Below are 14,185 nucleotides of genomic sequence, written 5' to 3' on the forward strand. Positions count from 1 at the left end.
GCGAAGGCCGGGCCTATCTCGCGGCCCGCTCGACGGACAACACCCCCGTGACCTTGCGCAGCGACTTGAACACCTTCTCGAGGTGTTTGAGGTCGCGTATCTCGAGCGTCATGTCGATGTGGTCGAGGTGCCCATCGTGGGTCTTCGCCTCGATGTTCGTGATGTTCGTGTCCCCGATCTTGGCGCTGATTTCCGCCAACAGGCCCTTCCGATCCTCGACGACCAGGGCAAGGTCCACCGTGTACCCGCCCTGGTCTGCGGTCCGGTCCCACTCCACCTCGATGCGCCGATCCGGCGTGTACAGGAGGTTGGTGACGTTCGGGCACGTCACCGCGTGCACCGACACACCCTTGCCGCGGGTGATGTAGCCGACGATCTTCTCGCCGCGGATCGGATTGCAGCACCGGGCCCGGATCACGAGCAGATCGTCCGCCCCGCGCACCTTGATCTTGTCGCTGTCGCCTGAGAGCGCCCGGCGCACGGCGGACACGACGCCCGTGGTCGGGCGTTCCTTGAGTTCCTCGACCGGCACGAGCTTGTCGAGCACCTGCCGCGCCTGGAGCCTGCCGAAGCCGATCGCCGCCAGCAGTTCCTCCACCTTCTGCATGCTGAACGCGGCGCTGGCCTTTTGCAGCTCGGCGTCTGACATCAACGTCTTCAGGTTCAGGTCGAAGCGGCGGATTTCCTTCTCGAGCATCCGCTGGCCGAGGTCGACGGCGCGGAGCTTCTCCTCGCCTTCCAGGTAGTGCTTGATCTTGTTCTTGGCGCGCGAGGTCGTCACGAAGTTGAGCCAGTCCCGGCTCGGCTTGTGTTTCGCCTGCGTCACAATCTCGACGATGTCGCCGTTCTTGAGCTGGGTGCGGAGGGGCACCATCCGGCCGTTGACGCGCGCGCCGACGCATTGGGCGCCGACGTCGGTGTGGATCGAGTATGCGAAGTCCACGGGCGTCGCGCCGCGCGGGAGGGGCTTGACCTGGCCCTTCGGCGTGAAGGTGTAGACCTCCTCCGGGTAGAGGTCGATCTTGAGGTTCTGGATGAACTCCTGCGGGTCGCGCACCTCCTGCTGCCACTCGAGCAGTTGGCGCAGCCACACGAAATACGGTTCGTCACGCTCGGCGCCGACCCGGCCTTCCTTGTACTTCCAGTGGGCGGCGATCCCTTCCTCGGCACGCAGGTGCATCTCCTCGGTCCGGATCTGCACCTCGAAGGGGAATCCACCCTCGCTGATGACCGACGTGTGGAGCGACTGATAGCCGTTCGGGCGCGGCATCGCGATGAAATCCTTGATGCGGCCCGGAACCGGCGACCACGTCTGGTGGATGATGCCGAGCGCCGCGTAGCAGTCCTTGATCGTCTTGGTGACGATGCGCAGCGCGACGAAATCGTACACGCGATCCAGATCGATCTTCTGGCGGCGGAGCTTCTGGTGGATGCTGTAGAGGCGCTTGGTGCGGCCGTCCACCTCGATGACGGGCACCTGCGCGTCACGCAGCTTCGACACAATCGTGCGCCGCAGCTCTTCGACGACTCCCTCGCTGGCCTTCCGCCGACGTTCGACGCGCGCCTTCAGCAGCTCGTACGCATCGGGCTCGAGGAAGCGGAACGCCAGTTCCTCCAGCTCGTTCTTGACCTTCGCCATGCCCAGGCGGTTGGCGATCGGCGCGTAGATGTCGAGCGTCTCCTGGGCGATGTGCAGCCGGCGGTCCTCGGGCAGGAAGTTGAGCGTCCGCATGTTGTGGAGGCGGTCCGCCAGCTTCACGAGGATGACGCGAATGTCGTCGACCATCGCCAGGAGCATCTTCCGGAAGTTCTCGGCCTGGCGTTCTTCGCTCGACGAGAAGGTGATCGCGCTGATCTTGGTGACGCCCTCGACGACGTGGGCGACCTCGCGGCCGAACGTCTGTTCGAGGCGCTCGGTGGTGGTGAGGGTGTCCTCGACGACGTCGTGGAGAAGCCCGGCGGCAATGGTCACCGCGTCCATCTTCATGTCGGTGAGGATCGTCGCCACCTCGAGGGGATGGACCAGGTAGGGCTCCCCGGAGTGGCGAACCTGTCCCTTGTGCTCGAGGGCCGAGAACACGTAGGCCCGTCTGAGCAGCTCGAGGTCGGCGTCCGGGTTGTACTCCCGGACCTTTTCCAGCAGGTCTTCGAAACGGATCACGTTGAATGGTGTCTAATGAGATGGTGACGTTCGAGCTTCTCATCATAGAAGCCGACCCCGGGGGGGTCAAGTTTGGGGGAGCCAGTCGGACCGGTTCGCTTGACTTGTCAATTTTCCGTTCACTATACTGGCGCGACCACCCGGGTCCGTCCTCAGGACCCACGGGTTCGGTCACAACACACGAGTCAACTACTCTTCGCGATCATTATCCCAGACCGTTGAAGACCGCTCTCCCGCGGTTCGGGGGCAAGGGGGATGCAATGCAGAGGCGGTTCAAGGCGGCGTCGCTGGTTGTTGTGCTGACAGCCTTCAGCCTGACGCTGGTCGGTTGCGCGCAGCTAGGCGTGTTGAAGGCGCGCAAGGCCTTCAAGGAAGCGAACGTTCTGTATCAGCAGCAGGACTACAAGCGGGCGGCGGAACGGTACGAGGAGACGGTTCAGAACGACCCGAACCTGTCGACCGCGTATTTCTATCTGGCCAACAGCTACGACCAGATGTACAAGCCCAGCCGGAAGGGTGAGAAGCAGAACGACGAATATCTCACGAAGGCGATCGAGAACTACCGGAAGTGCGCCGACAAGGAGAAGGACGCGAAGCTGAAGAAGCTGTCCCTCGAATACCTCGTGGCGGCCTACGGTCCCGACAAGATGAACGATCCGGCGCAGGCCGAACCGCTCGTGCAGGAGATGATCCGCCTCGAGCCGACCGAGCCCAGCAACTACTTCATCCTCTCGAAGATGTACGAGGATGCCGGGCAGTACGAACTGGGCGAGCAGACGCTCCTGAAGGCCAAGGAAATGCGGCCGAACGACTCGAGCACCTACATGCAGCTGGCGGGCTTCTACAACCGCCAGGGCGAGTTCGAGAAGACGATGGCCGCCCTGCAGGAACGCGCCGACAAGGAACCGAACAACCCCGAGGCGTTCTACACGATTTCGTCGTATTACTGGGAGAAGGCCTATCGCGACTTCCGCCTGAAGGACGCCGAGAAGCTGAACTACATCACCCTGGGCCTGACTGCTGCCGACAAGGCACTCCAGCTCAAGGCCGACTATCCGGAAGCCCTGACCTACAAGAACCTCCTGCTGCGGTCTCAGGCCCTCGTCATCAAGGACCCGGCCAAGCAGAAGGAACTGCTCAAGGAAGCCGACACGCTGCGTGACCGTGCGATCGATCTGCGCAAGCAGAAGGCTGGCGGCAAGTAGGTTTCCCGGTCCCCTTCGCCTCTCGCGTGACCCTCTCGAGCCGTCCGATCCGCAAGGGTCGGACGGCTCATCTTGTGTACCGACACCCGCGCCCTTCGCGGCGTCGATGATGCCCACGATCTCGCCGCACCGCACGCCAGGGGCGCCGATGACATACAGGGTCTTGTCCTTGCGCCGGTCGAAGATCGTTCGTAGACGCGTCTCCAGGTCGCCTGGCGCCACATCCTGGCGGTTGATGGAGAGCACCCGGCCGGCTGTGTACTCCACGACGACGGCCGTCGGCGGCGCCTCGGGGTTTGCCGGACGGTCGGTGTCATGGCGAAGCCTCCTTGCCCTGGTAGACACCGAGAGCCGGGAGTCGGTCCGTTCCGCGGTGGTTGCGTGAGGGGGTCGTACACGAAAACAGACGGCCGGCTCGCACCGCGAACCGGCCGTCTGAGAGGTGGTCTGTCTGCCTGTCCTACAGCGAACGAAACGGCCTATCGGCCAGCCCCGGCCTGCACGCCGGCAGCCTGGCGCATGCCTTCCGTGACGATCCCGACCTTCTCGACACCGGCGCCCTTCGCCGCGTCGATGACCTCGACGATGTCGCCGTAGCGCAGCGTCGGGGCCCCGATGATGAACATCGTCTTGTCCTTGCGCTGCTCGAAGATCGCCCGGAGGCGCGTCTCGAGCTCGGCCATCGTCACGTCCTGCTTGTTGATCGTCAACTTGCGGTCCGCCGTGTAGTCCACGACGATCTGGTCGGTCTTGACCTCCGCCGCCTGCGGCGTGTTGGTCTCGAGCGGCAAGTTGATGTCGAGACCCTTCTGGCTCAGCGGAAGGGCAGCGAGGAAGATGACGAGGAGGACGAGGAGCACGTCGATCAGCGGGGTGACGTTCATGTCCGCACTGGCGTGCGGCACTTCACCCTTGACGATCTTCTCGGCTCCGTGGTGCTTGTGTGCGTGAGCCATGTTACCTGCCCCCTCCCTGGCCGATCTTGCGCTCGGTAATCAAGCCCACGTTCTCGATCTGGGCCGCGCGGAGCTTGTCCATCGCGCTCATCACGGCTGAGTACGGCGCATCCACGTCCGCCTTGATCAGAACGATCTTTTCCTTCTTGGCCTCGAGCGCCTCGTTGACCTTCTGGACCAGATCGTCTTCGCGAACCGGCACGGCGTTCAGGAAGAAGCGCTTATCAGCCGCGATGGCGATGACCGTCTGCTCCTGCGTCTCCGGCTTGTCGGCCGAGTTGGACGCCTGAGGGAGCCTGACGTCGACGCCCTTCTGTAGCATCGGCGCGATCAGCATCATGATGATCAGCAGCACCAGCATGACGTCGACGAGCGGCGTCACGTTGATGTCCGCTTTCAATGAGCCTTTTGCACCAATATCCATTGACATTGTGGCGATCTCCTAAGCTAGCAAACCGACGCGAGCGAGCCGGTGCCCGAAGCCGGCGAGTCGGGCGGAGCTCGGAACCCCGCCCGACGACCGTCGAAATCTGGAACAGCGGAACGCGACGACGCTAGACGGATTTCTTGATGAAGAAGTCCACCATCTCCGACGAGGAGTTGTCCATCTCCACGTTGAAGTACTCGATCCGGCCCGTGAGGTAGTTGTAGAACCACACCGCCGGGATGGCGACCAAGAGTCCGAGCGCCGTCTCGACGAGCGCTTCCGCGATACCGGCCGACACGGCGCCGATGCCGCCCGACCCGGTGGCCGCGATGCCCTGGAACGCGTTGATGACGCCGACGACCGTGCCGAGCAGCCCGACGAACGGAGCCGTCGCGCCGATGGTCGCGAGCGCGGACACCATCTTCTTGAGGTCGGAACCGGTCAACGCCGAGGCGCGCTGGATGGCGCGGCGGACGGTGTCAACCATGTCTTCCTTGCTCATCTTCTCGCCACCCTCCTGCGCGAACTGGTATTCCTGCAGGGCCGCGAGAACGACCTTGGCGAGGTGGCTGTAGCGGTATTCCTTCTTGGTCGCGAGCGCGATGGCGTCCTTCAGACGGCCTTCCTTGAGCGCCTTGGCGACCTGCGGGGCGAACAGCTTCGACTGTTTCCGCGCCTGGATATACGTGTAGATGCGCTCGATGGCCACGCCGAACGACAGCATCGACATGAAGAAGAGCACGTACGCGATACCCTTCGCGAAGTATCCCATCTGATTCCAGATTTCGAGCAGATTCATCTGACCATCCTCCGAGTGTTCTGACGAGTTACCAGCCCCCGGGCGAGACCCGGGCACTTTCATGCGCCTTCCGAGGCGATCTCCTGTCTCCCGCTACCTCACTGCAGCGTGAAGTTCACGGTTACCGTCATGATGACCGGCACCGGCACGCCGTTCAGGAGGGTCGGCGTGAATTCCCACTGGCGGACCGCTTCGAGTGCGGCCTGGTCGAGCAGCGGAATCGAGCGCAACACCTTGGCATCCTTGACCTTCCCATCGGGTCCGATGGTGGCCTCGATGATGACAACGCCCTGCACACGAGCCGACTGCGCGATTGCCGGATATACCGGCTTGACGTCCCTGGTCTTGGTCGGCGGCTTGATGTTGCCACCAACGCGGACCGGCGCCTGCGGCGGCGGCGGCGGCGGCGGGGCATCGGGCAGCCCGCCAACGACACCACCCACGACGCCCCCGGGCACGCCACCTTCCACTCCACCCTGCACGCCACCCTCCAAACCGCTGTTGAGGCCCGACTCAGGCTTGATCTGAGACGGCGCCTGAACCGGCGCGGCATTCGGGTTGACGTCCATGACCGGCGGCGGCGCGGCAGCCTGGGCCGGTGGTGGTGGTGGTGGTGGTGGTGGCGGCGGCGGCGGAGGGGCCGCAAACGCCATCATGATCGGCGGGGTCGGCAGAATGTCAGCCGCCATCAGCGGGACGATGACGATCGCGCCGATGAGGACTAGGTGAACAAGAAACGAGAGCGGCACGGTGTACCACTTCTTGCTCCCGATCTTGATCGAAGGATTGACTACGTCACCAAACAGATCGCGTGGCACCGGTCTACTCCTCCTGCTCGCTCGTTCTCAGCAAGGCGGCCGATTATAGCCAGTCCGAAAAAGAGGTGTCAACGAAACGCCGGCTCTGGCACGCCTGACTGATTAGACACCGGTTATGGAAAAGTGGGTGATCGGGAACGGTCGGGTCAGGCTCTGACGAGGGCGCCCGCGAGACCGAAATCGGGGCATTGTATCGATCCGACCCGCCGCAAGTCAAACCACCCGTCATCGAACCAACCTCATGACCATCGGAACGCCACTCGACGGCTTGAATCGGATCGGACGGCTGGCGGCCCCATGGACCGCCAACCGCGCCGCCTTTCCCCGTTCTTCGGCGTCCGTTTCGCCCGTTACTTCGCGTCCACCGGAATCCGCATTCCGTAGAACGAACGCCACACGAACACCACGGACACGAGGAAGAACGCCGCGCTCAGCGCCCAGCCGAACCCGGTCCCCAGCTGGTCCTTCAGCTGCACGGCAAGCTCGACCGCAAGCAGGCCGAACAGGGTCGTGAACTTGATCACCGGGTTCATCGCGACCGAGGACGTGTCCTTGAACGGATCGCCAACCGTGTCGCCGACGACCGTCGCCGCGTGCAGCGGCGTCCCCTTCTCCTTCAGTTCGACCTCGACGATCTTCTTCGCGTTGTCCCACGCGCCGCCGGCGTTCGCCATGAAGATCGCCTGGTAGAGCCCGAACAGCGCGATCGATACGAGGTAGCCGATGAAGAAATACGGCTCCAGGAACGCGAACGCGAGGGTCGAGAAGAAGACGGTCAGGAAGATGTTGAACATTCCCTTCTGCGCGTACTGCGTACAGATGGCGACCACCTTCTTGCTGTCCGCCACCGACGCCTTCTCGCTGCTCTCGAGCTTGATGTTCTTCTTGATGAACTCGACCGCCCGGTAGGCGCCGGTCGAAACGGCCTGGATGGACGCGCCGGTGAACCAGTAGATGACCGCCCCGCCCGTGACCAGCCCCAGGAGGAACGGAGCGTGGAGCAGCGACAGGTTCGCCACCAGTTCCGGCTGCAGCCCCTTGGTCAGCATCATGATGATCGAGAAGATCATCGTCGTGGCGCCGACGACCGCGGTCCCGATGAGCACCGGCTTGGCTGTCGCCTTGAAGGTGTTGCCGCCGCCGTCGGCCGCCTCGAGCAGGTCCTTGGCTTCGCTGAAGTTCACGTCGAACCCGAACTCCTTCTTCAGCTCCTGCTTGATGTTGGGCAACGTCTCGATGACCGACAACTCGAAGACCGACTGCGCGTTGTCGGTGACCGGCCCATACGAGTCCACCGCGATGGTGACCGGCCCCATGCCGAGGAAGCCGAAGGCCACCAGGCCGAAGGCGAACACCGCCGGCGCCAGCATCATGGTCGCCGGGAACGTCGTGCTGACCAGGAACCCGATGCCCATCAGCGACACGATGGCGAGGCCCAGCCAGTAGGCGCTGAAGTTTCCGGCCACCAGGCCGGAGAGGATGTCGAGCGACGCGCCGCCCTCGCGGGCCGACGTCACGACTTCCTTGACGTGCGCCGACGTGGTCGACGTGAACACCTTCACCAGCTCGGGGATGATCGCGCCCGCCAGCGTGCCGCACGTGATCACGGTGGAGAGCTTCCACCACAGCGTGCCGTCACCGAGGTTCGGGATCAGGAGGTAGGACACGACGTACGTGATCACGACGGAGATGATCGACGTCAGCCACACCAGCGTCGTCAGCGGGTGCTCGAAGTTCATCTTCGCGACGTCGCCGAACTTCGCCTTGGCCCACACCCCGTTGAGCAGGTAGGAGATGCCGCTTGCGAAGATCATCATGATGCGCATCACGAAGATCCAGACGAGCAACTGCACCTGCACCGCCGGATCGTGCACCGCGAGGAGGATGAACGAGATCAGCGCGACGCCGGTCACGCCGTACGTCTCGAATCCGTCGGCCGTCGGCCCGACCGAGTCGCCCGCGTTGTCGCCCGTGCAGTCGGCGATGACGCCCGGGTTGCGCGCGTCGTCTTCCTTGATGTTGAAGACGATCTTCATCAGGTCGGACCCGATGTCGGCGATCTTCGTGAAGATGCCGCCGGCGATCCGGAGGGCCGCGGCGCCGAGCGACTCGCCGATGGCGAAGCCGATGAAGCACTGCCCCGCGTAATCGCCCGGGATGAACAGCAGGATCGCCAGCATCATGAACAGCTCGACGCTGATGAGCAGCATGCCGATGCTGATGCCGGCCTTGAGCGGAATCGCGAACACCGGAAACGCCTTCCCCTTCAGGCTCGCGAAGGCCGTCCTCGAGTTGGCGAAGGTGTTGATCCGGATGCCGAACCAGGCGACGCCGTAGCTTCCGGCGATCCCGAGCACACTGAAGGCAAGGATGATGATGACCCGACTGGCCGCGAAGTGCTGCAGAGCACCGAAGTAGACGACGATGATCACGCCGATGAAGGCCTCGAGGATCATCAGGAACTTGCCCTGCTGCAGCAGGTAGGTCTTGCAGGTCTCGTAGATGAGCTCGGAGATTTCCCGCATCGACGAGTGCACCGGCAACGCCTTGAGCTGCTGGTAGACGACCAGGCCGAAGCCCAGGCCGCCCAGGCAGACCAGCAGGCCGACCATCAGGAGCGTCCGGCCGTTGACGCCCATGAAGTTGGTCTGACCGAGATCGGGCAGCCTCAACGACGCCTCGCCGCCGGCGTGTTCGGTCACCTCGACGGGCTGGGCCGCCGCGGTGGACGCGAGGACCGCGGGAGCCGACAACAACGAAATCGCGGCTACAGCCAGCAGCAGCATCGCGAAGGAACGCCGCCGCCCGCGCAGACCTGCGGCGCCGCGTGTCAAGAGCACAGAAAGCACGTTCATGTCACCTCTTTGTTCGGCGGAACACGGGAAAGAACCGACAACCGGAGCCGCACGATGCGCCCCCGTGAGCCCAGGGTGGGGAGCCGACAAGCAAGGCCCGACAACTCAAGCTCCACAATTATAGGTAAGCTCGTGCGCCGATGACAAATCGCGCGTGGCCAACCGCTAGGGCCGTCGCGCCAAGAGCCGGTCTGCGATCGCCATGCCGCCGGTCAGGAAGATCTTGACGCCCTCTTCCACCGTGATGTCCGGCAGCACCAGCGCATCGCGCGGGTAGACGTAGATGTCGCCCAGGTACAGGTTGTTCGTCGGAAGGTAGACGGCGGCGAACGGGCGCAGTCCCGTGCCGGTGTCGAGCTCGAATTCCTTCGTCACGAACCCCATCCGCAGGCCGCCGCACGAGTCCTCCACCATCACGACACGCTTGAGGCCTGATTCGTTCTCGGGCGAGAACGCAGCGAGCAACTGCTTGACGGGTGAGTAGATGGTCCCGAAGACGGGGACCCTCACCAGATAGCCCTCGGCCCGGGACAGCAGTCGCTTCCCGAGCACGTTGCTCGCGACGACGCCCACGACGAGGACGAACGCCGCGGTCGTGGCGAGACCCAGCCCAGGGACCTGGCGGCCGAGCCAGCGCTGGTACACCGGGTCGGTCAACCCGTCGATGATCTGGAAGATCCAGAGGAGCGCCGCCACGCTGATGATCAGGGGAACGGCGACGAAGAACCCGGCGATGAACCGGCGCCGCAGCCAGAGGACGGCTCGAGGTGTGGCCATGGTGAAGAAGACACCCCGGGAGAGAGAGTCCTCGCCGGATCATCTCTCCCGGAGCGATAAGCACTGCTGACCGCCGCCGCAGCGGCCTACGACGCGCGGGCGCCGTTTCGCGAGCCCTTGCGCTGACGCGCGGTCGTCGTCGGGCGCTGGGCTGCGGGCATCGCCGCCGACGCCGCGACGATCCGCGCCCCGCCCTTGCCGTGCCGCCAGAACGTGACGATCGCCGCCGCGATGAACACGCTCGAATACGTGCCGGTGATGATCCCGACGATCATGGTGAACGCGAAGCCGCGGAGCACCTCGCCGCCGAAGAAATACAGCGCGATGACCGACAAGAGCGCCGTGCCGCCGGTGATGATCGTCCGGTTCAGCGTCTGGTTGACCGCGACGTTGACGATGTCCTTGATGTTGTCCCGCCGCATCCCTCGCAGGTTCTCACGGACGCGGTCGAAGATGACGATCGTGTCGTTGGTCGAGTACCCGGTCATCGTGAGCAGCGCGGCGATGATGTTCAGCGACATCTCGTAGCGGAAGAACATCAGAAGCGCCATCGTGATCAGGATGTCGTGCAGCGTCGCCACCGTGGCGCCGACGGCGAAACTCAGCTCGAACCGGAACCAGAGGTAGAGCAGGATGAAGAACAGCGAGAGCAGGAAGGCCCACGTGCCCTTGCTGGCCAACTCCTGGCCGACGACCGGTCCGACGACTTCCGTCCCGGCCACCTTGAACGCCCCAAGGCCTCCCGCCCTGACGGCCGCCTGGATCTCGTCCGCCGTCCGCGTCAGCTCGGTGCCCGACTCCTTGCCCGTGTGCGGCACGCGCACGAGGATCTCGCGCTGGACCTCGGTGCCGTAGGTCTGGACGACGACGTTCTGACCGCCGCCGGGAAAATGCTTGTCGAGCGCCGTCCGCACCTGGTCGATGCTCGGCCGCTGCTGGTCGAACTGGAGAACGACCTGCGTGCCACCCGAGAACTCGACGCCGAGCGGGATGCCCGTGGTCCAGATCATCACGAGGCCCGCGAGAATCAGGACCCAGGAGACGACGAGGGCGTGCCAGCGATATTTGACGAAGTTGTAGTTCGGGTTGTGGAAAATCTGCATGACTAGATGCTCAGCGTATCCGAGTGACGCTCTGCCAGGACGACCTCGAACATCGTCTTCGAGACGAACGTCGCGGTGAACAGGTTCGAGACGAGACCGAAGAACAGCGTCGTCGCAAAGCCCCGGATCGGCCCGGTGCCGAACTGGAACAGGAACGCGGCCGAGATCAGGGCCGACAGGTGCGTGTCGACCAGCGTGAGGAACACGCGGCTGAACCCGGTGTTGATCGACGCGCGCACGCCGCGCTGCGCCGCCAGTTCCTCCTTGATCCGCTCGAAGATCAGCACGTTCGAGTCGACGCCCACGCCCATCGTGAGCACGAAGCCCGCGATGCCCGGCAGCGTCATCGTCGCGCCGATGTAGGCCATCGCTCCGAGCAGGATGATCAGGTTGAAGACCAGCGCGACGACCGAGTTCACGCCCGACAGCTTGTAGTAGAACAGCATGAACAGCGCGACCAGCGTGAGGCTGGCGAGCGACGCGATCACGCCCGCGCGGATCGAATCGGCGCCGAGCGTCGGACCAATCGTCTGCTGCTGGAGGTAGGTGAGCGGCGCAGGCAGCGCGCCCGACCGCAGCTTGAGGGCGAGATCCTCGGCCTCCTGCATCGTGAAGCTGCCCGTGATCTGCCCCTCGTCCGCGATGCGTGACTCGATGTTCGGCGCCGACACCACCGTCCGGTCGAGCACGATCCCCAGCCGTCGGTTGATGTTCTCGGAGGTTGCCCTGGCGAACTTCGTCGCACCGTCGGGCTTGAGCGAGAAGTGGATCGCCGGCTGGTTGAAGCTGTCCGGCCCCTCCTTCGCGCTGCGCAGGTCGCGGCCCGTGATGATCGGCACCTTCCGCACCAGGTAGTACACCGTCGCCGGCCGCTCACCCGCCGCCACCCGCCCTTCGACCCCGGGGAGCACCTCGGTGTTCGGCGGCTCCTGGCCGTTGGTCGCCTGCAGCAGGTTCTCGCGCGAGCCCGCCGGCCCCTGTTCGACGAGCTTCAGCTCGAGGAGCGCGGTGGACTGGATGACGCTCTTCGCCCGCTCGATGTCGGTAACCCCGGGCAACTGCACGAGGAGCTGGTCGCCCGCGGCTCCCTGCTTGGCAATCATCGGCTCGGCCACGCCGAGCTCGTTGACGCGACGCTCGATGGTCTGCTGCGCCTGCGTGACCGCCGCTGCCGCCAAGTCGTTGGCGATGTTCGGTTTCATCACGAAGGTGTAGGTGCCGCCCGTGCCGCCTTCGCGGTTGTAGCTGGCCTGGATGCCCGCCGAGGCCTGCCGCAGCAACGCGTCCTGGGCGGGCGGCACGCCCGTCACCTGGAACGACGTCGGGCCGAGCGTCTTGAAGGTCGCGCCCGTGATACCCGCTTTCTCGATGTCCTCGCGCACCCGCTCGGCGCTCGTCTCGGTTTCGAGCCGGAGCGCTTCGTCGGTCTGCACGCGCAGGACGAGGTGCACACCACCCTTCAGGTCGAGTCCAAGCCGGATCTTCTTGTCCGGCGGGATGATCGCCCACAGGCAGGCACCGATGATGACAACTATCAGGAGGATGCGCCAGCGAAGGTTGTTCATGCTTGAGTTGTGTCGGTCACGACCGGGTCCTGCCCCTGGAACCCTGCGATCGCGGCCTTGGAAATTTCGACGGTAACCTTATCGGCAATCTGCACCTTCACCGACTTGTCGGCAATCCTCGAAATGGTCCCGTAGATGCCGGCGCTGGTGACGATGCGATCCCCGACCTTGAGCGCGTCGATGAACTGCTGCACCTTCTTCTGCTTCCGCTTCATCGGCAGCAGGAGCACGAAGTACACGATGGCCAGCGCCAGCACGAACGGCAGGAACTGGACCCAGGGGCTTACGTTGCTGTCGGCCGGCGTGGCCATGGCCACGACGGTTAGGGCATGAGCAATCATTGATGTCATGAGTCGACCGACCGGCGGGTAAAGGTCTGACGGTATTCCTGTAATAGCTGATCGAGCGAGCCAAACACTATAGCCTCTCTGATCCTCCGCATCGTGTCAAGGTAAAAGGTGAGGTTATGCAACGTGTTAAGGGTTGATGCGCCGATCTCGCCGGCCACATAAAGGTGCCGCAGGTACGCGCGCGAGAAGTGACGGCACGTGTAGCACCGGCACTCGGAATCCGGCGGCGCCGGGTCGGCGGCGAACCGGGCGTTCTTGATGTTGAGGCGCCCCTGGCGCGTGAAGAGTTGACCATTGCGGGCATTCCGGGTGGGCATGACGCAGTCGAACAGGTCGATGCCGCGCGCCACGCACTCGACCAGGTCCAATGGCGTGCCGGTTCCCATCAAATACCGGGGTCGGTCCTCCGGCAGCGCCGGCGTGGCCGCCGCCACGATATCGTACATGAGGTCCGGCGGCTCGCCGACGCTGAGGCCGCCAATCGCATACGCCTCGAACCCGATGTCCACCGTCGCCTGGGCACTGGCGGCGCGCAGATCCGTGAAGGTGCCGCCCTGGACGATCCCGAACTGCGCCTGACCCGGATTGGTGCCGGCCTCCTGTGCCACGAATCGTTCCCGACACCTCATCTCCCAGCGCAGCGTCCGCTCCATCGAAGCCGCCGCCTGGTCACGGGTCGCCGGGTAGCCCAGACATTCGTCGAGCACCATCGCGATGTCCGAACCCAGGTTGGCCTGGATGTCGGTCGCCTTCTCCGGCGTGAGCAGGTGCTCGCTGCCGTCGAGGTGGGACCGGAAATGGATGCCCGTTTCGTCGATTGTTCGCCTGGCGCCAAGAGAGAACGCCTGGTAGCCGCCGCTGTCGGTGAGGATTGGCCGATCCCAGGCCGCGAACCGGTGGAGGCCACCGAGGCGGGCGACCAACTCGTCGCCGGGCCGGAGGTACAGATGGTAGGTGTTGGCGAGGATGATCTCGGCGCCGAGTTCGACCAGGTCGCGGGGGAGGACGCCCTTCACGGCTCCCTGGGTGCCGACGGGCATGAACGCCGGCGTCCGGACCGTGCCGTGCGCCGTGGTCATCTCCCCGGTCCGAGCGACGCCGGATGAGTGGGTGACCCGGAAGGTGAAAGTCGCGAGCATGCGGTATAGTATGACGACTCCGAGAGGCTT

The 14,185-nt window shown here is 64.4% G+C and carries 12 protein-coding genes; 1 reads left to right on the top strand and 11 read right to left on the bottom strand.

Features of this window, described 5'->3' with window-relative positions; translation table 11 throughout:
* Nucleotides 1–13: 13 nt before the first annotated feature.
* Nucleotides 14–2,161, bottom strand: coding sequence for a bifunctional (p)ppGpp synthetase/guanosine-3',5'-bis(diphosphate) 3'-pyrophosphohydrolase (locus VGK32_13225; protein HEY3382729.1), 2,148 nt, complete (start codon nt 2,159–2,161; stop codon nt 14–16).
* A 260-nt stretch (nt 2,162–2,421) separates the two neighbouring features.
* Here VGK32_13225 and VGK32_13230 point away from each other — a divergent pair, with 260 nt between their 5' ends.
* The gene (locus tag VGK32_13230) at nt 2,422–3,366 is read left to right on the top strand and encodes a tetratricopeptide repeat protein (protein HEY3382730.1); all 945 of its coding nucleotides are present in this window, start codon (nt 2,422–2,424) and stop codon (nt 3,364–3,366) included.
* A gap of 479 nt (nt 3,367–3,845) precedes the next feature.
* Here the strand turns inward: VGK32_13230 and VGK32_13235 are convergent, their stop codons facing one another.
* The 10 genes from VGK32_13235 to tgt form a co-directional block, all read right to left on the bottom strand.
* A complete protein-coding gene (locus tag VGK32_13235) occupies nt 3,846–4,322 on the bottom strand; it encodes a biopolymer transporter ExbD (protein HEY3382731.1) in 477 nt (158 codons plus the stop codon).
* Between the two features lies 1 nt (nt 4,323).
* The gene (locus tag VGK32_13240) at nt 4,324–4,752 is read right to left on the bottom strand and encodes an ExbD/TolR family protein (protein ID HEY3382732.1); all 429 of its coding nucleotides are present in this window, start codon (nt 4,750–4,752) and stop codon (nt 4,324–4,326) included.
* Between the two features lie 124 nt (nt 4,753–4,876).
* Nucleotides 4,877–5,548 carry a MotA/TolQ/ExbB proton channel family protein gene (locus VGK32_13245; protein HEY3382733.1) on the bottom strand — a complete coding sequence of 224 codons (672 nt, stop codon included), beginning with the start codon at nt 5,546–5,548 and terminating at the stop codon, nt 4,877–4,879.
* Nucleotides 5,549–5,646: 98 nt separating this feature from the next.
* The gene (locus VGK32_13250; GenBank protein ID HEY3382734.1) at nt 5,647–6,366 is read right to left on the bottom strand and encodes an energy transducer TonB; all 720 of its coding nucleotides are present in this window, start codon (nt 6,364–6,366) and stop codon (nt 5,647–5,649) included.
* A gap of 350 nt (nt 6,367–6,716) precedes the next feature.
* Nucleotides 6,717–9,221 (bottom strand): sodium-translocating pyrophosphatase, encoded by a 2,505-nt coding sequence (locus tag VGK32_13255; protein HEY3382735.1) that lies wholly within the window; start codon nt 9,219–9,221, stop codon nt 6,717–6,719.
* Nucleotides 9,222–9,386: 165 nt separating this feature from the next.
* Nucleotides 9,387–9,998: a DUF502 domain-containing protein gene (locus tag VGK32_13260; protein ID HEY3382736.1), complete on the bottom strand. Its 612-nt coding sequence runs from the start codon at nt 9,996–9,998 to the stop codon at nt 9,387–9,389.
* Between the two features lie 86 nt (nt 9,999–10,084).
* Nucleotides 10,085–11,101 carry a protein translocase subunit SecF gene (gene secF / locus VGK32_13265; GenBank protein HEY3382737.1) on the bottom strand — a complete coding sequence of 339 codons (1,017 nt, stop codon included), beginning with the start codon at nt 11,099–11,101 and terminating at the stop codon, nt 10,085–10,087.
* 2 nt (nt 11,102–11,103) lie between these two features.
* Entirely contained in the window at nt 11,104–12,666 is a 1,563-nt protein-coding gene (gene secD, locus VGK32_13270) for a protein translocase subunit SecD (GenBank protein ID HEY3382738.1), read from the bottom strand.
* Nucleotides 12,663–13,016, bottom strand: coding sequence for a preprotein translocase subunit YajC (yajC, locus tag VGK32_13275; protein ID HEY3382739.1), 354 nt, complete (start codon nt 13,014–13,016; stop codon nt 12,663–12,665). The genes secD and yajC overlap by 4 nt, the downstream gene beginning before the upstream one ends.
* Nucleotides 13,013–14,155, bottom strand: coding sequence for a tRNA guanosine(34) transglycosylase Tgt (tgt, locus tag VGK32_13280; GenBank protein HEY3382740.1), 1,143 nt, complete (start codon nt 14,153–14,155; stop codon nt 13,013–13,015). The genes yajC and tgt overlap by 4 nt, the downstream gene beginning before the upstream one ends.
* Nucleotides 14,156–14,185 lie beyond the last annotated feature (30 nt).

It is taken from the genome of Vicinamibacterales bacterium, assembly GCA_036504215.1.
Taxonomy (GTDB): domain Bacteria; phylum Acidobacteriota; class Vicinamibacteria; order Vicinamibacterales; family Fen-181; genus FEN-299.

Coding starts and splice junctions, on each gene's coding strand:
- VGK32_13260 (HEY3382736.1), bottom strand. CDS start 9,998: ATGGCCACACCTCGAGCCGTCCTCTGGCTGCGGCGCCGGTTCATCGCC.
- VGK32_13255 (HEY3382735.1), bottom strand. CDS start 9,221: ATGAACGTGCTTTCTGTGCTCTTGACACGCGGCGCCGCAGGTCTGCGC.
- tgt (HEY3382740.1), bottom strand. CDS start 14,155: ATGCTCGCGACTTTCACCTTCCGGGTCACCCACTCATCCGGCGTCGCT.
- yajC (HEY3382739.1), bottom strand. CDS start 13,016: ATGACATCAATGATTGCTCATGCCCTAACCGTCGTGGCCATGGCCACG.
- VGK32_13230 (HEY3382730.1), top strand. CDS start 2,422: ATGCAGAGGCGGTTCAAGGCGGCGTCGCTGGTTGTTGTGCTGACAGCC.
- secD (HEY3382738.1), bottom strand. CDS start 12,666: ATGAACAACCTTCGCTGGCGCATCCTCCTGATAGTTGTCATCATCGGT.
- VGK32_13245 (HEY3382733.1), bottom strand. CDS start 5,548: ATGAATCTGCTCGAAATCTGGAATCAGATGGGATACTTCGCGAAGGGT.
- secF (HEY3382737.1), bottom strand. CDS start 11,101: ATGCAGATTTTCCACAACCCGAACTACAACTTCGTCAAATATCGCTGG.
- VGK32_13235 (HEY3382731.1), bottom strand. CDS start 4,322: ATGGCTCACGCACACAAGCACCACGGAGCCGAGAAGATCGTCAAGGGT.
- VGK32_13240 (HEY3382732.1), bottom strand. CDS start 4,752: ATGTCAATGGATATTGGTGCAAAAGGCTCATTGAAAGCGGACATCAAC.